The organism is Haladaptatus pallidirubidus, from assembly GCF_020700235.1.
Lineage (GTDB): Archaea > Halobacteriota > Halobacteria > Halobacteriales > Haladaptataceae > Haladaptatus > Haladaptatus pallidirubidus.
This window is the reverse complement of record NZ_CP085301.1, coordinates 1,908,278-1,925,086: the sequence shown is the minus strand read 5'-3', so window position 1 is coordinate 1,925,086 and position 16,809 is coordinate 1,908,278. Positions and strand designations below refer to the sequence as shown.

23 protein-coding genes are annotated in these 16,809 nt (G+C 58.2%); 11 read left to right on the top strand and 12 right to left on the bottom strand.

Annotated features, from left to right (window positions below; translation table 11 throughout):
• The first annotated feature begins 286 nt into the window (after positions 1 to 286).
• Both LIX15_RS10505 and LIX15_RS10500 read left to right on the top strand, forming a co-directional pair.
• The gene (locus LIX15_RS10505; protein ID WP_227773144.1) at positions 287 to 682 is read left to right on the top strand and encodes a DUF302 domain-containing protein; all 396 of its coding nucleotides are present in this window, start codon (positions 287 to 289) and stop codon (positions 680 to 682) included.
• Positions 683 to 808: 126 nt separating this feature from the next.
• Positions 809 to 1,288: a hypothetical protein gene (locus tag LIX15_RS10500; protein ID WP_227773143.1), complete on the top strand. Its 480-nt coding sequence runs from the start codon at positions 809 to 811 to the stop codon at positions 1,286 to 1,288.
• Between the two features lie 115 nt (positions 1,289 to 1,403).
• Here LIX15_RS10500 and LIX15_RS10495 read toward each other — a convergent pair whose 3' ends face one another.
• A complete protein-coding gene (locus LIX15_RS10495) occupies positions 1,404 to 1,820 on the bottom strand; it encodes a flavodoxin domain-containing protein (RefSeq protein ID WP_265338364.1) in 417 nt (138 codons plus the stop codon).
• Between LIX15_RS10495 and LIX15_RS10490 the strand changes: the two genes are divergently transcribed.
• A complete protein-coding gene (locus LIX15_RS10490) occupies positions 1,800 to 2,012 on the top strand; it encodes a hypothetical protein (RefSeq protein WP_227773142.1) in 213 nt (70 codons plus the stop codon). The two genes, LIX15_RS10495 and LIX15_RS10490, sit on opposite strands and share 21 nt — an antisense overlap.
• A 54-nt stretch (positions 2,013 to 2,066) precedes the next feature.
• Here the strand turns inward: LIX15_RS10490 and LIX15_RS10485 are convergent, their stop codons facing one another.
• From LIX15_RS10485 to LIX15_RS10465, 5 genes are all read right to left on the bottom strand, one after another.
• A complete protein-coding gene (locus LIX15_RS10485; protein ID WP_227773141.1) occupies positions 2,067 to 3,551 on the bottom strand; it encodes a sulfatase family protein in 1,485 nt (494 codons plus the stop codon).
• Between the two features lie 219 nt (positions 3,552 to 3,770).
• Positions 3,771 to 4,019: a hypothetical protein gene (locus LIX15_RS10480; protein ID WP_227773140.1), complete on the bottom strand. Its 249-nt coding sequence runs from the start codon at positions 4,017 to 4,019 to the stop codon at positions 3,771 to 3,773.
• A 56-nt stretch (positions 4,020 to 4,075) separates the two neighbouring features.
• On the bottom strand, positions 4,076 to 5,407 hold the full coding sequence (locus LIX15_RS10475; protein WP_227773139.1) for a tryptophanase: 1,332 nt from the start codon (positions 5,405 to 5,407) through the stop codon (positions 4,076 to 4,078).
• A 95-nt stretch (positions 5,408 to 5,502) separates the two neighbouring features.
• Complete coding sequence (locus LIX15_RS10470) at positions 5,503 to 6,054, bottom strand: DJ-1/PfpI family protein (protein ID WP_227773138.1); 552 nt, start codon at positions 6,052 to 6,054, stop codon at positions 5,503 to 5,505.
• Between the two features lie 60 nt (positions 6,055 to 6,114).
• The gene (locus LIX15_RS10465; protein WP_227773137.1) at positions 6,115 to 6,861 is read right to left on the bottom strand and encodes an ABC transporter ATP-binding protein; all 747 of its coding nucleotides are present in this window, start codon (positions 6,859 to 6,861) and stop codon (positions 6,115 to 6,117) included.
• 187 nt (positions 6,862 to 7,048) lie between these two features.
• Between LIX15_RS10465 and LIX15_RS10460 the strand changes: the two genes are divergently transcribed.
• Positions 7,049 to 8,278: a M20 family metallo-hydrolase gene (locus LIX15_RS10460; protein ID WP_227773136.1), complete on the top strand. Its 1,230-nt coding sequence runs from the start codon at positions 7,049 to 7,051 to the stop codon at positions 8,276 to 8,278.
• Between the two features lie 20 nt (positions 8,279 to 8,298).
• On the opposite strand, the gene LIX15_RS10455 is transcribed toward LIX15_RS10460, so the two are convergent.
• Positions 8,299 to 9,000, bottom strand: a complete 702-nt coding sequence (locus LIX15_RS10455; RefSeq protein WP_227773135.1) for a DUF502 domain-containing protein — start codon at positions 8,998 to 9,000, stop codon at positions 8,299 to 8,301.
• A 127-nt stretch (positions 9,001 to 9,127) separates the two neighbouring features.
• Here LIX15_RS10455 and LIX15_RS10450 point away from each other — a divergent pair, with 127 nt between their 5' ends.
• On the top strand, positions 9,128 to 9,796 hold the full coding sequence (locus LIX15_RS10450) for a helix-turn-helix domain-containing protein (protein ID WP_227773134.1): 669 nt from the start codon (positions 9,128 to 9,130) through the stop codon (positions 9,794 to 9,796).
• Between the two features lie 48 nt (positions 9,797 to 9,844).
• Here LIX15_RS10450 and LIX15_RS10445 read toward each other — a convergent pair whose 3' ends face one another.
• Both LIX15_RS10445 and LIX15_RS10440 read right to left on the bottom strand, forming a co-directional pair.
• Positions 9,845 to 11,050, bottom strand: coding sequence for an AI-2E family transporter (locus LIX15_RS10445; protein ID WP_227773133.1), 1,206 nt, complete (start codon positions 11,048 to 11,050; stop codon positions 9,845 to 9,847).
• A 63-nt stretch (positions 11,051 to 11,113) separates the two neighbouring features.
• Positions 11,114 to 11,488 (bottom strand): winged helix-turn-helix transcriptional regulator, encoded by a 375-nt coding sequence (locus LIX15_RS10440; RefSeq protein WP_227773132.1) that lies wholly within the window; start codon positions 11,486 to 11,488, stop codon positions 11,114 to 11,116.
• Positions 11,489 to 11,707: 219 nt separating this feature from the next.
• On the opposite strand from LIX15_RS10440, the gene LIX15_RS10435 reads away from it, so the two are divergent.
• Both LIX15_RS10435 and LIX15_RS10430 read left to right on the top strand, forming a co-directional pair.
• Positions 11,708 to 11,977: a hypothetical protein gene (locus LIX15_RS10435; protein WP_227773131.1), complete on the top strand. Its 270-nt coding sequence runs from the start codon at positions 11,708 to 11,710 to the stop codon at positions 11,975 to 11,977.
• A gap of 222 nt (positions 11,978 to 12,199) precedes the next feature.
• A complete protein-coding gene (locus LIX15_RS10430; protein WP_227773130.1) occupies positions 12,200 to 12,574 on the top strand; it encodes a hypothetical protein in 375 nt (124 codons plus the stop codon).
• Positions 12,575 to 12,633: 59 nt separating this feature from the next.
• On the opposite strand, the gene LIX15_RS10425 is transcribed toward LIX15_RS10430, so the two are convergent.
• The gene (locus LIX15_RS10425; protein ID WP_227773129.1) at positions 12,634 to 12,924 is read right to left on the bottom strand and encodes a hypothetical protein; all 291 of its coding nucleotides are present in this window, start codon (positions 12,922 to 12,924) and stop codon (positions 12,634 to 12,636) included.
• 194 nt (positions 12,925 to 13,118) lie between these two features.
• Positions 13,119 to 13,241 carry a hypothetical protein gene (locus LIX15_RS32780; RefSeq protein WP_265338363.1) on the bottom strand — a complete coding sequence of 41 codons (123 nt, stop codon included), beginning with the start codon at positions 13,239 to 13,241 and terminating at the stop codon, positions 13,119 to 13,121.
• A gap of 225 nt (positions 13,242 to 13,466) precedes the next feature.
• On the opposite strand from LIX15_RS32780, the gene LIX15_RS10420 reads away from it, so the two are divergent.
• Positions 13,467 to 13,733, top strand: coding sequence for a hypothetical protein (locus LIX15_RS10420; RefSeq protein WP_227773128.1), 267 nt, complete (start codon positions 13,467 to 13,469; stop codon positions 13,731 to 13,733).
• Positions 13,734 to 13,839: 106 nt separating this feature from the next.
• On the opposite strand, the gene LIX15_RS10415 is transcribed toward LIX15_RS10420, so the two are convergent.
• Positions 13,840 to 14,394, bottom strand: a complete 555-nt coding sequence (locus LIX15_RS10415; protein WP_227776864.1) for an HAD family hydrolase — start codon at positions 14,392 to 14,394, stop codon at positions 13,840 to 13,842.
• A gap of 271 nt (positions 14,395 to 14,665) precedes the next feature.
• Here LIX15_RS10415 and LIX15_RS10410 point away from each other — a divergent pair, with 271 nt between their 5' ends.
• The 3 genes from LIX15_RS10410 (at position 14,666) to LIX15_RS10400 (ending at position 16,801) form a co-directional block, all read left to right on the top strand.
• On the top strand, positions 14,666 to 14,812 hold the full coding sequence (locus tag LIX15_RS10410; protein ID WP_227776863.1) for a hypothetical protein: 147 nt from the start codon (positions 14,666 to 14,668) through the stop codon (positions 14,810 to 14,812).
• Between the two features lie 97 nt (positions 14,813 to 14,909).
• On the top strand, positions 14,910 to 15,566 hold the full coding sequence (locus LIX15_RS10405; RefSeq protein WP_227776862.1) for an O-methyltransferase: 657 nt from the start codon (positions 14,910 to 14,912) through the stop codon (positions 15,564 to 15,566).
• A 197-nt stretch (positions 15,567 to 15,763) separates the two neighbouring features.
• Positions 15,764 to 16,801, top strand: a complete 1,038-nt coding sequence (locus LIX15_RS10400; protein ID WP_227776861.1) for a DHH family phosphoesterase — start codon at positions 15,764 to 15,766, stop codon at positions 16,799 to 16,801.
• Positions 16,802 to 16,809 lie beyond the last annotated feature (8 nt).

The following is a 16,809-nucleotide window of genomic DNA, read 5'->3' as shown; positions in this document are numbered from 1 at the left end:
CTCACCAAATCATTCCGTTTGCGTCCACCTCGTTTAGTCAACCGAGTACCTCTCGACCGACGAGGAGTGACTGTCGGGCTCCTCGTTCCTGTCACACGTGTCGTCGGATTCGTTCACAAACAGCTAGTCGATTTTTATCCATATGTATTGTGTGAGATGAGCAATACAATCCCAAGTGTAATTACGGATGCACCGCTTCCAGTTGCAGTGTCGGTTTCAGCGCCCGATGGATGTTTGCATGAAACGACCTCAACTACTAACTACTCCCACCGTGTAGTTCGTGGCGATGGCCTACTACGACAAGCGACACGTCGATGGCGAGTTCGAGGAAGTCGTCGAAAAAACCACGGACGCCCTCAGCGACGAGGGATTCGGCATCCTAAGCGACATCGACGTGAGCGAAGCGTTCGAGGAAAAGCTTGATATCGAATCGTATCCCGAATACCGGATTCTCGGCGCGTGTAACCCGCTGCTAGCGAAGGAGGGATTGGACGCCGAAAACGACCTCGGCGTGCTCTTACCCTGTAACGTCGTGGTCTACGAAACCGACGACGGCGTCGTCGTCAGCATGGTCGATCCGGAAACGATGCTCTCGGTCGTGGACAACCCCGAGTTGGACGATATCGCGGGGGACGTTCGGGCGCGTTTCGACCGCGTCCTCGATACGCTTTCTGCGAGCTAGCCATTCGCTCGGCGCGGTTCGCTGGAGAGAGCACGAGGGAAGAGGAGGAGGGAGGATTTGTCTAAAAGCACAACAATACTATGTCCTTATGTATATGAGTGACCAATCTCCAAAGTGCGGTCGAATATGGAAGAGAGTGAAAAAATAGACACAGACGACTCGGGAGAGGACGCAGGGGGCGTCTTTGCAGACGAGTCACGCCGAACGTTCATGAAAAAGGGCGCGCTCGCAACAGGTGCGCTCGCGCTCGGTCTCGGGAGTGCTGGCACCGCTGCCGCGCAGGATACGGATAGCGTACTCGTCTACACGTACGCTTACCACCCCAACGTGCCGTTCCGCGTCACCAACGCGCTCGATCAGTCGACCACGGTGCGACTGCTTGAACGCCCCGGTGGCGGCAGCGTGGACGAAATCAGCCAACCGGACGACTACAGCGGATGGGTCATCCGCTACGACCTCGGTGGATCGGTCGCCGCAATCACGGCGATAATGTTCTCGCGGGACGCGAGTTTCAGTCAGGGCGACCGACGGCGGTTCTCGGGGGATGCAACCGTCTTCAGTAGCGAACTCAATCTGCTGAGTACTACGGTTCGAAGCCCAAACTAAAACGAGGGACGGAGAACGGATAGAAAACGATTTTCCATCCGTTTATCGTCTATTTTTCACACGCTTGTCAATCGAGGGAACGAGCAAAGGCTGTTGCGAACTCCTCGATATCATCTCAGTCCGTGTACTCATAATCGCGCGAGGAGTCCGTTCCACCGCCCATCTTCATTGCGACGTACTTCATCACGAGTTTCGTGAGCGTCCCGTATTGGCTGTATTTGAGCGCGCCCGGAACGACCGCCGTGCTATCGGGATGCCAGCCAGTATCCGCGAGAACCTCCGCGACCAGATTTTTGGCCGTCGCCTGCACCGCGTCGGTATCCTCCGCGGCGGTCAAACTCACCGAGATGAAGGCCGACGGCAGTCGATTCAACGCCTCTGCGTGGTTTCGAACGAACTGAGTGACGAACTGCTGATGGGTTCCCCTGTGAACCGACGCACCGACGACGGCGTCGTACTTCGACAGCCGGAATCCATCGGGAACGCGCTTGCCGTGAATCAGTGTCGGGGCGTGACCCGCGGAGTCCAGCATCTCGGTGATTCGCTCCGCGATGGTCGCGGTTTAGCCCTCGGTCGAACCGTAGAGTACGAGCACCGCGCCATCAGTCGTAACCCCCGAGACGTTCACGATTCGAACCGCGCCATAGCCACCGATTTCGACGTGGCTGGGTATCGTGTGCTACCATCGTTCCACCCCGAATCAGCATCGTCGGCTATCGACTAAAACGTCCGGCAGTCGAATCGCCGTGAGTTGTGAAAACGATTCAAAACCGAGAAATCACTGATAGCCGAGCGCCTTCAACTGGTTCGTCACGTCGGACGGTACTTCGCCCGATTCGTCGCCCTCGTCGGTTTCGATTCGTTCGATTCGCGTTTCGACCGAATCGTGAAGGCGGCTTGCGAGTTCGGATCCTTCATGGTCGTCCCATTGGTTCTCCTGTTCGGTCGGGTCGCGGCGTCTATCGTACAGTTCTCGATTTTCGGATTCGGTGTGGTAGATGTACGACCAGTCGGCGGTTCGGGCGCTCACGAGAAGTTCACCGTCGTCCAGGCGGCGCGGAATCGGTTGGCGGGTGACGTGCTCACCGCGAACCGCAACCGAGGTGACCGGCGCAGAGGCGAAATCGAACTCGGATTCGATGTCGAGTTGTAGTTCGGTTTCGCACTCGGGTTCGGATTCGATTTCCGACTCGGATTTCGATTCGACGGCGGTGTCGAGCAAACTAGGGGCGGAAAAGTCGTGCTCGACGCCCATTGCGTCGCAGATGGTCGCCGGGATCGACGCCAGACCGACCGCCTGCTTTACCCCGTTCTCATCGGAGGTTTGCTTCGTGTCGGTGTCGTCGCGCTCTGTCTCATCGTCTGTGTGCTGAACCATAAGCGGGACGTGGGTCAGTTCCTCGTACAGTTTCGGGTAATGCGCCAGATGGCCATGTTCCATGAACTCTTCGCCGTGGTCGCCCGCGAGGACGACGCAAGCATCGTCGCGAAATCCGCGTCGGTCGAGTGCTGACAGCACTCGACCGACGCTGGCGTCCACCTGCCGAACCGCGGCCCGGTACAGCGATTCGAGGTCGGAGAGCGTGTCGTCGCCGACTTCGCGCCCCAATCCGGCCCGGAGGTGGGCGCGAAGCATCTTCAACGACCCGACGTTCGCGCCAGTTTCGTCGCGGACGAACTTCGGGGCGGGGACATAAGGTGTGTGAACGTCCATGTAGTGAACCCAGAGGAAAAACGGCGGTTCCGCCCGTTCCACGAAGTCGATGGCTTTGCGTTCCAGATCGAGCATTCGTGAGACGTTTTGCGCGCCGCCCTCCTTCCCGAGGAGTCGCCGAACCGGCGACGCCGCGACTTGAAGCCACGCCTGCACGGTTGGATGGGCGGTGAGATATTTACTGTAGAGGCTGTCGCCCGTTCCGGAGGTGAACGTCTCGAACTCGTCGAATCCCCGGTCGTAGCCCCAATGTTCGGTTAAAAATCCGTTTGCACCGTTGAAACCAGCGGTCGAAACGCCCGCATCAGAGAGCGTTTCGGCCAGCGTCGGGGCATCGGCGACACCGATGTTCTGCGAATCGGTGAACACCGGTTTCGCACCGAGAATCGACGGAAACGAGAACGGCGTCCAGTTTCCATGAGCGAATGCGTTTTCGAAGACGGTTCCCCGTTCACCGAGAGTAGCGATGACACCGTCGGACGTGAAAGCGTCTGCTCGGAGTGAATCGACGGTGAACAGCACTGTCACGGATGTGTCGTTTACGCTCATTCTGTCGGACACGATGACTCCGCTACTCGAAAATTCGTCACGAGGGTGAAATACTTTTTGCGCAAACGATCAATATTATCGAAGGAGATTCAATAGGACGCTGTATTCCGCAATGCTCTAAAATAGAGCGTTTTCAACTGCTTTTACTACGAATCGGCGGCAGCGAAAACCGCTCGATGAGTCCCAATTGGCCAAACAGGAGTGTCACCACCGAAACAACTACGCCGAAAAACACGCCGAGGGCGACCGATCTGCTGTTAACGAACGGAAGCGAGGAAACGAAAAGTGAAAACAACAGCCATCCGGACGCCCACCACTTTCGACCGCATGGATAGCGAACGAATCCGGTAGCGAGGCTGACGGCAAGAACAAACCGAGTGTAACCTCGATACTGACGAGTTCAGAAACGATGAGAACCCCTAGGACGCTCATCGCAACGAATCCCAGATTATCGACCTCGTCCATCATTCTCTAGAAGAAAACACGTCCGGAACGTATAATCGTTTCTCCGCCTCTGTTAGTTTTTACTCGACCGGTTCGAGTTCCGCACTGAAGTGGCGAAGTTCCTCCATTTCCGGTTCGGAAACGACTGTTAGCCCCCTGAGTTCGTCGCGTCGCTCGGCGACCTTCTCGAACGATTCCGCGATGTGCTCCAGATGATCGCGGAAGTACGACCGACGCGGGAGACACAGACGAACGAGTTGTGGGCGGTCTTCGCCGGGGAAGGCGAACTCGCCGAGTTCGACGCCGCGAACGCCGCCTTCTCGATAGAGTTCGCAGGTCAGAACCTGCCCGGGGAACTGCTCGCGGGGGATTTCGGGGAGGAACTCCTCGGCATCCACGTACACCGCGTGGCCGCCCGTCGGGGCGAAAATCGGCACGTCCGCCTCCTGAAGCAGATTGCCGAGTTCCGCGACCTGTTCGACGCGGGATTCAATGTAGCTCTCGGTGACGGCTTCCCGAAGACCGACAGCCATGGCTTCCAAGTCGCGCCCGGCGAGTCCACCGTAGGTCGTGAACCCTTCGTAGAGGATGCCGCGCTGTTTGGTGGCCTCGAACAAGGAGTCGTCGCGCACGCCGACGAATCCGCCGATGTTCGACAGGGCGTCTTTCTTGCCGCTCATGACGATTGCGTCGGCGAAAGAGAGTTCCTCGCGGGCGATGTCGGCGACGCTCGCGTCCGAAAACTCGTCCTCTCGCTGTTGGACGAAGTACGCGTTCTCGGCGAATCGACAGGCGTCGATGACGAACGTGGCGTCGATTTCGTCGGCAACGTCGCGCGCCTCGCGGATGTTCTCGACGCTCACGGGTTGGCCAGCCATCGAGTTGTTCGTGACGGTGACGACGAGCACGGGGATATTTTCAGCGCCGACGTCGCCCGCCAAGTCCCGAACTTTGTCGGGGTCGAGGTTACCTTTGAACGGGTCGTCGTCGGCAACGTCTATCGGACAATCGACGGGTGTCCCGCCGTTGTTCACGATGTGCGCTCGGGTCGTGTCGAAATGCGTGTTGTTCGGGACGTAGTCGCCTTCGGAGATGAGGACGCCGTAGAGGACGTTTTCGGCACCGCGGCCCTGGTGAGCCGGGACGATTTTTTCGAAACCCATCACGTCACTAACGCTGTCTTGGAGGCGTTTGAAGCTATCACTGCCAGCGTACGCCTCGTCGCCGCGCATCATCGCGGCCCACTGCTCGTCGCTCATGGTCCCCGTCCCGCTGTCGGTCAGCAAGTCGATGAAAACGTCCTCCGAGTCGAGGTTGAACACGTTGTATCCCGCGGATTCGAGGTTGGCCTCGCGTTCGTCTCGGTCGGGAAGGTGAATCGGTTCGACGACTTTCGCCCGATAGGCTCGCATATCCACCAACGCGACGGCGTCGCTCTTAACCCTGCTGAGATAACGTCGGTGGAAAACGAGCGATTCCGGGCGTTAGGGGGCGGAATTGGCCATCGCTAGTAGGGGTAGTCCATCTGATTTTTGATAGCTTCGCGAGTTTCCTCGTCTTCCAGTTCTGAACAGAGCCACAAACCGAGGTCGATGCCCGACGTGACGCCGCCCGCTGTCGCCACCCGTCTATCGACGACGATTCGCTCCTCGACCACGTCGCAGTATTCCGCCAGTCGCTCGTAGGCGCCGGGATGCGTCGTCGCCCGCTTGCCGTCCAAAAATCCTGCCGAACCGAGCAGGAGCGACCCGGTACAGACCGAGGCAGTCCATTCCGCATCCGCCGTTGCCAACCACGGCATAAACTCGTCGTCCTCGGCGAGTTCACGGGCAACGAACCCGCCCGGCACGACCAACATGTCGTAGTTGGAAAGGGACTCGTCCACCACATCGGGAACGATTTCGAGTCCCGCGTTCGCGGTGACGCGCTCGGATCGGGCGCACACATCCCACGTCATGTCGTCGCGGAACCCCATCGTATCGAGTCTGGTCAGCGGGTCGTAAATACCGACGAAATCGAGCGCGGTCATGCCGTCGTACGCGACGAACGCGATGTCCATGAAGAAGCGTTCGTAAGGGGACTGCTTGACTGTTGGCGTCGGAATCCTCAAAACTGCTTATCACGCTTCTTCGACCCGACGCGGAGCCTCGATTTCCTCCACGCTCTCGATGGTACCGTCGAGGATGTGGACGATTCGCTCCGCGTGTTCCGCGATGTCGCGCTCGTGAGTCACCATCAACACGGTGTGGCCATCGTCGTTGAGTTCCTCGAACAGGCCCATGATTTGTTGGCCGGTTTCGCTGTCGAGGTTGCCCGTCGGTTCGTCGGCCAGAAGGATGGCAGGGTCGTTCGCCAGCGCTCGCGCGATGGCGACGCGCTGGCGTTGGCCGCCCGATAGTTCGTTCGGGCGGTGGTCTCCTCGGCCTCGAAGGCCGACTTTATAAAGAAGGTCGTCGGCCCGCTCCTGTCGCTCCGAGCGGGAAATCCCCTGAAAGACGAGCGGGAGGGAGATATTTTCCCGGGCGGTCAGTCGCGGCATGAGATTGAACGTCTGGAAGATGAATCCGATTTCCTCACCGCGAACCGACGTTCGCTCGCTCTCCGAAAGTCCGGTCACCTTCCGTCCGTTGACGTGAACTGTTCCCTCGGTCGGCGTGTCGAGACAGCCGATGAGGTTGAGTAGGGTGCTCTTTCCCGACCCGCTCGGTCCCATGACAGCGGAGTACGACCCTCGTGGAATCGACAGCGTCACGCCGTCCAGCGCATGTACCGGCTCTCCAAGATGGTACGTCTTCCGAACGTTGGTCAGTGTCACGGCGTCCCCCGGCCCCTCGTCGGACTTCGTCACCGAGTGACTGGCGGCCATACCCACAGGTACCACGTGAATCGCCTAAACCCTGCCCCATAGCACGACCGTCGGACGTCGGAAAATAAGCCGAAAGGGAGAGCGGTAACGCGCGGCAATCAACAGGCGGCAATCGGGAGTTCGTGGCCATTGGCAATCCGGAACCGCCACCCCGAACTTCTTGCCCTCGGCAGACCACCATTCACGCATGGAAATCAACGGCGAACGGCTGCGGGAGGACATCGAAGCGAACGCTGAGTTTGGGGCGCTCGACGTGGAGGGGAACGGACGAACCGTCATCACCGGAACGGAAGCGAACCGAAAGGCGCGCGAGTATTTCGTAGAGCGATTGGAAGACGCCGGACTCGACGTTCGCGTGGATGCGGTCGGCAACATCGCGGGGCGCTGGACGCCCGAGAGCGCGCCCCGCGATGCGAAGCCAGTGGCCGCCGGGAGCCACCTCGATTCGGTGCCGGAGGGCGGAATTTTCGACGGTCCGCTCGGCGTCTACTCGGCGCTCGAAGCGGTTCGGGCGATGCGAGGCTCCGGCGTCGAACCGAGTCGCCCGATAGAGGTCGTTTCGTTCACGGAGGAGGAAGGCCAGCGATTTGCCGACGGACTCCTCGGGTCGTCCGTCGCTGTCGGAGAACGGTCAGTCGAAGAGACGCTCGCGCTGACTGACGGCCGGACAACGCTCGCGGACGCGCTGGAAACGATGGGATTCGATGGCGAGGGAAGACTCGACGCGAGCGAGTGGGATTCGTGGCTCGAACTCCACGTCGAACAGGGCAAGCGACTCGAACGCACCGACCTCCCGGTCGGCACCGTGACCACGATTACCGGAATAACGCACTGCGCTGTCGAAGTGTTAGGCGAGGCGAACCACGCGGGAGCGACCCCGATGCCGGAACGAACCGACGCGCTGGTGGCCGCGAGCGAGTTCGTACGGGATGTCGAGGAGGGGGCGAACGAAGTTGGCGAAACCACCGTCGGCACAGTCGGCAAACTCAACGTTCGTCCCAACGCGACGAACGTCGTTCCGGGAACGGTCGAGATGGGCGTCGATATTCGTGATGTGTCCTACGATGCGATGGATGAACTCGTCTCGCTGGCGCGAGACTCTCTTTCCCGCCTCGAATCGGAGCGCGGCGTGGAGACGAGTTTCGCCCGCGAGTTCGACCTCGAGCCGACGGAGATGAGCGACCGCTGTCGGCGAGCGGTTCACGACGCCGGAGACGCGGCGAATATCGAACTCCTCGAAATGCACTCGGGAGCGGCTCACGACACGATGCACGTCGCGGATGTGACCGACGCGGCGATGCTTTTCGCGCGGTCGAGGGATGGCATTTCACACAATCCGGAAGAATGGACAACGTGGGAAGACTGCGCCGCCGCGACCCAGGTGTTAGCTGGCGCGCTCGCGTCGTTGGCACGGTGAATTCCGATTTGGTTTAAGTTTCAATTCTTCCGCTTGACGGCGTCGTAGCCCGTCAACTGCCGGAGTTCGTCTTCGGTGAGACCGTCCGCATCCGCGTTCATCTCGTCGAGTCCGACGCCGCTCGTCACGATTCCGCGGAACGCTTCTTCCAGCGTGAGGTCAACGTCCACGAGGTCGTCCTCGTGGACGTTGACGACGAATCCACCCATGACGGGATTCGGAGCCATCGGAAGGAAAACAGTCGTCATGGGGCCCTCGTCGAGCGCGCTTTGGATGCCGTCCGGCGTGTCCGCCGTCACGAACGCGAAGGTGTAGGTTCCGTCAGTCGGAAATTCGAGCAGTTTCACGTCGCGGAAATGGTCGGCGTCACTCTCGACCATGGCGTCACCCATTCGCCGGAAACTCCGGTAGATGGTTCCGAGTCCGGGAAGCTGGCTGATAGCTTGGTCGAAGCCGTCGATCGCTTGTTCGCCCATCGGCGAGTGGGCGATGAACCCGACGACGAGAATCAGCGCCGAAACGGTCGCCATGGTGACCCCACCCAAAACGTATATCGAATCGATAGAGACGTACGAAAGCAGCGGTCGGAGTACCGTTGCGACGAAATCGAGCAACACGACGAGCACGTACACCGTGATAAGCAATGGAACGACGACGGTGATGCCGGTCAGCGCCGCCTCCCGAAGTACAGCGAGTGGAGAGAGATTCTCGGAGTCATCCATCGTTCAGGGAACTCGGACGCTACATAAAGAGCGTATCGCCTGCTTACGCCAGCAGAGGTGCCAGCCTCCCGAGATGTCAATCAGATTCGCCAGCAGAGTCATCCGTGAGAAGGCCCTAAGACGGTGTATGAGTACAATCGCCATCATGCGACTCCCCGCCGACGGGTTCGCACTGCAGGCGACGCTCGAACGGGTTCCCGGAGCCACATTCGAAGTCGAGCGCGTCGTCGCCTCGGAAGCCAAGCGAGTGATGCCGTACATCTGGGCGGCGGCGGAACCGGAGAAGTTCGAATCCCTTCAAAGCGCACTCGAAGATGATCCGACGACCGAAGACGTAGAACTGCTCGTCGATTTGGACGAAGAATGGCTGTACCGAATGTCGTGGGTCGGCCAAACCACGTTCGCCATCCATATCCTCGTCGAGGAAAGCGGCACCATCATCGACGCGAACGGAAAGGACGACGAGTGGCAACTCAGAATCCTGTTTCCCAACCGAGACGCCCTCTCCGCGACCTACGAGTTCTGCGAAACGAACGACATTCCAATCGAAATAGAGCAGATATACCAGTTGGACGAATCCCCCCGACGAGGCCAGTACGGACTCACCGAAGAGCAGTACGAAACGCTCGTGGCCGCGCTCGAATCGGGATACTACGACATCCCGCGGGGAATTTCGGGCGAGGAATTGTCCGACGACCTCGGCATCTCGCATCAGGCGCTCTCGGAGCGCCTGCGACGAGCCTACAAAAATCTCATTTCGAACGCGCTCGTCGTCGGCGAAAACGAACTGCGATAGTTGTGGTGTGATTTTACGACACGAGCGCGACGCCGCGTCGTAAAATTATCATACAGTGGAATCGTCGCGTTCAGAACCATCGTGATCGCGTCCGTCACCTCTCGTTTCCCTGTCGTCGGAACCGTCGTCTCCGGAGTCGATTGTCCCCAACGAATCGTCCTCTTCTCCCATGTCGGGCGCGCCCGACGCGCCGGGGAGCATAGCCGGGAACACCACCCAGAGGAACTGGATGGCGACAACCATGATGAGCGGGCCGAGGAAGATGCCGTACCAGCCGAAAACCGGCGGTCCGAGAAGGTAAGCGAACATGATGAGTCCGGTGTGAAACATGCGGCCGGAGAGATACGGACGAACGTACGTTCGGATGACGTTGTCGAACACGAACCCCATGAGAACGTAGAACAGAATTGGAAACCAGAGTTGCGTCGGGTCGGTTCGCACCGCGATAACCGCGAGATAGAGGACGACGAAGAGGTAGACGATGGAGCGGCCGACGAGCGGAATCAGTGTCGCGAGTCCGGTCGCAACCGCGACGAGCATCGTCTGCGGGATGTCCATTCCCGGCGGCGCGATGAGATTCAGACCGTTGTAAAGTACTGCGGAGGTGACGACGATGACGAAGATGGTCAGCGTGTAGCCGAAAAAGACTGAATTCAGGCCGCGGTCAACCGCGTCGAGATACTCGTACGTCGTCGTTCCTCGCTCGGCCACCGTCGTTTGGAACCAACCCGAAATCCGGTCTTCGTCGCGCACCAGAAAAAAGACAAACACGAGCGCGAGAAAGAGGTTGTACGCCTGCGTCGCGAACGTTCCGACGAAGGCTCCGAACTGGCCGAGCAGGTTTCTGACCGACGGGTCGCGGAGCAACTGCGTGGCGGCGTCGTACAACCGCGATGGGTCGGTCGGAATCGCTCCAGTCTCGAAGCCGGGAAAGAGGGTTCGCGCGATCTGCTCGATGTCGGCGAGTCGTATTGCCGACAACTGCCCGACCGAGATGACGACGACGGCACCGAGCAGTCCCACGAACGGGAGGATGATGAGTGCGAGCGTGAGCAACGACGCGAGCCCGGGCGACGCGCCTCGGTTCCGAAGCCGTCTGGCAATCGGCCGGGCGACGTAGTACAGAAACAAACCGAACACTACCCAGCCGATATAGGTATCGAGCGAGGCGACGAGAACGACCGCTAGCGCGATTCCGAACAGCCACCAGCCGATTCCGACGCCGTCTGAATCGCGTTCGTCCCAGAGTTTCACTCCAAGTCCCCCCTCAGAAAAGACGGGTGGAACGAAGATAATGCATTCGGAGCAGAATGTGCATCACACGAGGGACGATTCCGGGTTGTCCGCAGGAGCGAGATATTCCGTTCCCCAATCGCGCATGGAGACGATGACCGGGCGAAGCGATTCACCGTGCTTCGTGAGCGAATATTCGACGCGAACCGGTTTTTCGTTGACGATTTCGCGCGACACGAGCTGTTTCGATTCGAGGTCTTCGAGGCTATCGGAAAGAACTTTGCTCGAAATGCCATCGACGGCCCGCTTCAACTCGTTGAACCCGCTCGGGCCGTATTCGAGCAGCCGGTGAATGATTACCGGGTGCCACTTCTTCCCGATGAGTGTCGTCGTGGAAGTAATCGGACACCACTCCTCGCCCTGACACCACACGTGGAGTTGGTTGAGCGTCTCTGTCATCCCACTCTGTCTGTAGTCGGCCGACGGGCATAGCAGTACCTTAGGTAACTCAATTTTGACTAGTAATCGGATATGTTCGTATCGAACGAGATGCGCGGGGATCACCCCGACGCAGTGGGTCGTTGATTCGTCGGGCGCAAATCCGGTAGGGGGGAACTACAGCCACACAATCCACATATACTCTTACCGCGGACGAACGTGATTCGAACTCGAACGTCGATGAATCGAAACACTATCGAAACCGAAAGCGAGCACCTGCCTCGCGGTCGGGAATCCTGCAAACGCTGTCGAAGCGACGCGATATTTCGGGTCGTTCGAACCGCAATAGACGGAGCCTCCCACCCGGTTCAAAAGCCCTCACCCGCCGCATCAACGCTGTGTCAGGACTGTTTCGCACAACTTCGTGCAGACCCGAACGAATCGTTCGCAACGCTGTTCGACAGGGAATTTCAGGCCGTGAATCAGTATATCAAAGTCAAACGACTGTAGGTGCTCGGCACGGTTCTTTCTTCCTCGAAGACACCGCAAAACGGAGTCTGCTACGCCGAGGGCGCTAAAAAAACGGTGTCAGTCCGTCGTCTGACGCGGTTTGAAAAGGGATGCGAACGTCAGTACCCGACGATGGCGCGAGGAGGTCGGCGGAATCGGGAATCGTTAGCGCACTGCTACGGGTCAGCCGTGGTGTCGTTTCGAAGTACCGGACGACCCAGAGTGAGCGTAGGGCAACTACTCGCGTGGAGTGTCGAGCGTTCGCCGATTCACTACAAAAAGGGCGATATGCGGCGCGATTACGGGTGGACAAGCGCCCTCCTTCGCACTGTTTGTTCGGTCAGCGCGGTGGGGCTGGGCGTTCGAGCGATACTGACTGCGCTGTTTGTTGCATTCGTAACCGCGGACATCGCGCTGGTGGTGTTGTTCAATCTCTGTTTGACGGCGTTCGTCGGCCGATTGCTTCTTTCGAGCGTGAAAATACATCCCAGAGACCGCCGCCAACGGCGGATACGAAACGGATGGACGCGAGCGGTGCGGACGGACACCCACCAGCGACGGTCACGCGATTCGCAAAGGGGAATCGACCGGTTGTAGAAATCGACCGCCGATGAGGAATTTGAAACGAGAACCGACGTTCGTATCCGTTTCGACAGTTACGCTTCCGTGAGCGTGTCGAACGATGCCGGATTCTCCCAGAGTTCGTCCAGCGTCGCGGCGGCCAGATAGCGCGTCGGTGCGGCGACCCACTCGGTCGTCACGCTAGAGTCAGGAGCGGGTGCCGCCGTCTCGAACCACCAAGCCACGTATCGGCCGTCTACGAGTTTCGCAGTCGGATACATCTGCCCATTTACCGAAACATCGACGCGGGAGTCAGCTTCGACGGCTGGGGCGTCCTCCGGCGAATCCGCGATTAGCACTTCAATGCAAACGCTTCGCTCGGTCATACAGGCTCACCAGCGACTGTCGCGTCCGCTGTGTCGGCCCCGAAAACGGGTGCGACAGGTACGAGTACCATATCACGACCCATGACATCCACCTACAAGAAAGTCAGTCAGGCGCGTGTCTGACGGCATTATTTTTCCATTTTTTCGGAATATATCCAACGAGTAATCTACCGGCGATATCCACTTTCGAAGCGCTATTGGAGAACTTCGACCGCCGTATCCGACAGCAACCACTCGTCGTCGGTTTCGTCGGGATTTCGAATCTCTATCCAGCCGGTTTCGGAAACGACCATTTCGCAGGTCGGCTCTTGCGTCATCAGACGGCCCCGTAGTGGTCACAGATGGTCGTGGGACAATTCTCAACTCCGTATCGTGCGTGGTTCACGGTGGACATGGGTTTTTCTTCACAGCGAAAAACGCTCGAAACCCACTTTGGTATGACCAGCCTTCCGTGGTGTAATCGACACCTACTCGTGGATATTCGGAAGGTATCGGGATTTTTCCCCGTCAATTTAAAACGCAATCGGACCCGAGAGAGGGGTATGAGCCTCATGATGGCCGTCGTCGTGTTCGTCGCCGGATTTATCTCCGGGACTGTGATACGCTGGTTTGCGGGAGTTGCCGCGTTCGTCGCGCTGATTCTCGTCGTCCTGCAGCTCACTCCCGACCCGGTTCTTCCGCTCGTGGACTACATCGTCCAGCGGTACTACGTCGGGAACGAACTCCTCTTCATCTCCGGATTTCTGTTCGGTATCGACGCGAAGAAGACGAAGGAAGTGGTCGTCGAGCGACGAGGAATGGCCGACTGAGCAACGAGTCCGCCAACCGAGAGCATCCTTTCGGATAGTGTTCGAGAAATTGAGGTTGTCGGGTTCGCGTGCGAACCCGACGTCGAATTCGTTCAGCTGCGACACTTTACCCAGAATTGGATGGCGACTCCTCTATCCACGGGAAGGACAAAAGATCGACAATAGACTCTATTTGATGAGTCGGAGTATATTCCGTGATATTATCACTGTCGGAAAGCCAGACGGAATCGAGTCCGGCAGCAGATGCACCAGCAATATATGTTTCCAGTGAATCACCGACGTGTACTGTGGTAGCGGATGTTGCGTTGAGTAACTGAATCGCTCGTTCAAACGGTTCTGGGTCGGGTTTCGGCGGTATATCGTGACCCGCAATAACAATCGCATCAACCCAACGTTCGAGATTCACAGCGTTGATCTTCTGCTGTTGTGCATTCGGTGCTCCGTTCGTCACGATCGCAAGCCGGTGCTCTTGGCTGAGCTCGTTCAAGACACGGGTGACTGATGGGAGTAACTTGACGTTTATCTGTCTGATCGCGAGCATCACTGAATGTATCCGCAACGTCTCGTCCACGCTGCTGTTCGTACCCGTTCTCATCAGCAAGCGCTGCGAAACATTCAGAGCGAAGTTTTTCCATGGATTCGCATTTCTCTGCGAACTCATCGTATCGGGCATAGTACTCCGCAACCGAGAAAAGTGGTTCACTGTCTAGGATTTCGAAGGACGACCGTAGCACCTCACCGGGAGATCTCTCATACTGCACTAACGTATCGTCGAGGTCAAACAGGATTGCCTCGATCTGTTCCAGATCATTATTTACCTGATGATTGTATTAGAACTCTTGCATTCACATGCAGAAAGCCATTACTATAGAATCTGCTCCGCTTTCCTCCGCCCATCATCTTTATTCTCGCTCTGGCCGTTTCGAGAGTCCATGCGAACGGAGAAACCGAAGACGAAGGCGGGTGAAGCGGAAACCGCACAACCGGCTGAAACGGCGGAAGCGGGCGTCCGAATGGTCTCTCTCTGGATACTGCTCACGATTGCACTGTTCGTCCTCGGAAGACGGGCACACAGATGACAGAGTCCCGAGTCCGCGGGATGATAGCTCAAAAAATGAAAGTCGTGTTCACAACCAAACACCGAACGTTAACCACACTGCCATCGTTTCGTAAGGTATGACGGACATCCTGCCGGAGGAGACGGAACGGTTTGTGCGCGCTGCACTCCCTGAAGCGAGCGAGACGCAGAAAGCGATGGAGGAACGTGGAGAAGGGTTTCCGACTGTTGGGCGCGAAGTCGGGCAGTTCCTGCGATTGCTCGCGCACGCCGTGGACGTGGAGCGAATCTTCGAATTCGGGTCGGGGTTCGGTTACTCGGCGTACTGGTTCGCCGATGCACTCCCGGAGGACGGCGAAATCGTCCTCACGGAGTACGACGCGGACGAACTGCACGAAGCCCGACAGTTCCTCGAATCTGCAGGAGTCGCAGACCGTGCCATCTTCGAAAACGGCGACGCCATGGACACGATCGAGCGCCACGACGGGCCGTTCGACGTCGTCCTCATCGACCACAACAAAGATGGCTATCCCGAGGCGCTGAAAGCAGTCCGCGACAAAGTCGCTCCCGGGGGCGTTATCGTTGCCGACAACGCGATGGTCAGCGGCATACAGGATTTCGACGCAATTCTCGCCGCGCTGGAGGGGGACGACCCCGAATTGGACGAAGACAGTCGCGGCATCGCGGAGTACCTGCTGACGATGCGCGAGGACGAGGCGTTCGAAACCTCGGTCATTCCTCTTGGAGAGGGAATCGCGGTGAGCTACCGACGGTGATTGGCAATTAGATAAATGAGCAATTTCGGAATATCCGTCCCCGTTTCGATGGAATTCTCAATATCATTGATATTTTTCCCCAATACTGATTTTTAGTTATAAATTTTATTTCTTTTCTCGTAGAATTAGTAAAATGGCCGAAACTGTTTTTCGGTGAGGAATGTATTACTCACATCAGTACAGTCGAGAGAAAAGCTATGAGCAGTGGAACGGAGGTCACGCACGATTCGGGACTGGGTCAGACCGAGAACCGTCTCGATTCCCTGCTTCAACTTTTGGATGACAACAACTCGCTCGCTATTGTTTGTCACGACAATCCCGACCCCGACACCATCAGTAGCGCACTCGCTCTCTCGACTATCGCAGACTCGGTCGGCGTCGAAGAAGTCACCCTCTACTACGGCGGCGAGATTACGCATCAACAGAACCGCGCGATGGTTAACGTTCTCGACGTAGACCTTCACCGATTCACCGAGGGGTGTCTCCGTGCCTCCTCGCTCGTCGCGTTCGTCGACCACGCTAAACCCGGCGTGAACAACTCAGTTCCAGAAGGGACGACGCCCGACATTGTCATCGACCATCACCCGGTTTCGGAGATAGATGCCCGATACATCGACCACAGGGTCGGTGTCGGTGCGACAGCATCCATCCTCGCCGACTATTTCACCTGCCTCGATATCGAACTCGACACCCGATTGGCGACGGCGCTCCTGTTCGGCATCCGCCGGGAAACGCTCGCGTTCACGCGGAGCGCCACTCCGGCGGAGTACACGAGCGCCCGATTTTTACATCCGCACGCAGACATCAACCTGCTCCGCGAACTCTCCGATTCGCTGTTCACGCACGAAATGCTCGATTCGCTCGGGGAAACGATTCAAAATCGGACGGTTCGAGGCTCCTATCTCGTAACCCATACGGGACGAACCGACGAACGAGATACCCTTCCGCAGGCGGCGGACTACCTCCTCAATCTGGAAGGCGTCACGACAACGTTCGTATTCGGAATCATCGATGATACGGTGCATTTGAGCGCCCGAACCCGCGACCCGCGGATTCACATCGGCGACGTACTGATCGCGGCGTTCGACGGATTCGGGAGCGCCGGGGGCCACCGAGATATGGCGGGTGGCGTCGTCCCACTCGGAGTTTTCGGCGAGTTGGACGACGACGACGAACTCGTCGCCCTGCTCGCCGACGCGCTCACGGAGCGATTTTTCGACTGCATCGCGGCGTAGTACGCACG

Bases quoted from the DNA above. Each gene is read 5' to 3' on its own strand.
- LIX15_RS10440 (WP_227773132.1), bottom strand. From the start codon at position 11,488: ATGACAGAGACGCTCAACCAACTCCACGTGTGGTGTCAGGGCGAGGAG.
- LIX15_RS10410 (WP_227776863.1), top strand. From the start codon at position 14,666: ATGCGAACGGAGAAACCGAAGACGAAGGCGGGTGAAGCGGAAACCGCA.
- LIX15_RS10485 (WP_227773141.1), bottom strand. From the start codon at position 3,551: ATGAGCGTAAACGACACATCCGTGACAGTGCTGTTCACCGTCGATTCA.
- LIX15_RS10480 (WP_227773140.1), bottom strand. From the start codon at position 4,019: ATGATGGACGAGGTCGATAATCTGGGATTCGTTGCGATGAGCGTCCTA.
- LIX15_RS10455 (WP_227773135.1), bottom strand. From the start codon at position 9,000: ATGGATGACTCCGAGAATCTCTCTCCACTCGCTGTACTTCGGGAGGCG.
- LIX15_RS10505 (WP_227773144.1), top strand. From the start codon at position 287: ATGGCCTACTACGACAAGCGACACGTCGATGGCGAGTTCGAGGAAGTC.
- LIX15_RS10465 (WP_227773137.1), bottom strand. From the start codon at position 6,861: ATGGCCGCCAGTCACTCGGTGACGAAGTCCGACGAGGGGCCGGGGGAC.
- LIX15_RS10435 (WP_227773131.1), top strand. From the start codon at position 11,708: ATGAATCGAAACACTATCGAAACCGAAAGCGAGCACCTGCCTCGCGGT.
- LIX15_RS10450 (WP_227773134.1), top strand. From the start codon at position 9,128: ATGAGTACAATCGCCATCATGCGACTCCCCGCCGACGGGTTCGCACTG.
- LIX15_RS10470 (WP_227773138.1), bottom strand. From the start codon at position 6,054: ATGGACATCGCGTTCGTCGCGTACGACGGCATGACCGCGCTCGATTTC.
- LIX15_RS10420 (WP_227773128.1), top strand. From the start codon at position 13,467: ATGAGCCTCATGATGGCCGTCGTCGTGTTCGTCGCCGGATTTATCTCC.
- LIX15_RS10495 (WP_265338364.1), bottom strand. From the start codon at position 1,820: ATGCTGGACTCCGCGGGTCACGCCCCGACACTGATTCACGGCAAGCGC.
- LIX15_RS10500 (WP_227773143.1), top strand. From the start codon at position 809: ATGGAAGAGAGTGAAAAAATAGACACAGACGACTCGGGAGAGGACGCA.
- LIX15_RS10425 (WP_227773129.1), bottom strand. From the start codon at position 12,924: ATGACCGAGCGAAGCGTTTGCATTGAAGTGCTAATCGCGGATTCGCCG.
- LIX15_RS10475 (WP_227773139.1), bottom strand. From the start codon at position 5,407: ATGCGAGCCTATCGGGCGAAAGTCGTCGAACCGATTCACCTTCCCGAC.
- LIX15_RS10415 (WP_227776864.1), bottom strand. From the start codon at position 14,394: ATGAGTTCGCAGAGAAATGCGAATCCATGGAAAAACTTCGCTCTGAAT.
- LIX15_RS10460 (WP_227773136.1), top strand. From the start codon at position 7,049: ATGGAAATCAACGGCGAACGGCTGCGGGAGGACATCGAAGCGAACGCT.
- LIX15_RS32780 (WP_265338363.1), bottom strand. From the start codon at position 13,241: ATGACGCAAGAGCCGACCTGCGAAATGGTCGTTTCCGAAACCGGCTGG.
- LIX15_RS10400 (WP_227776861.1), top strand. From the start codon at position 15,764: ATGAGCAGTGGAACGGAGGTCACGCACGATTCGGGACTGGGTCAGACC.
- LIX15_RS10405 (WP_227776862.1), top strand. From the start codon at position 14,910: ATGACGGACATCCTGCCGGAGGAGACGGAACGGTTTGTGCGCGCTGCA.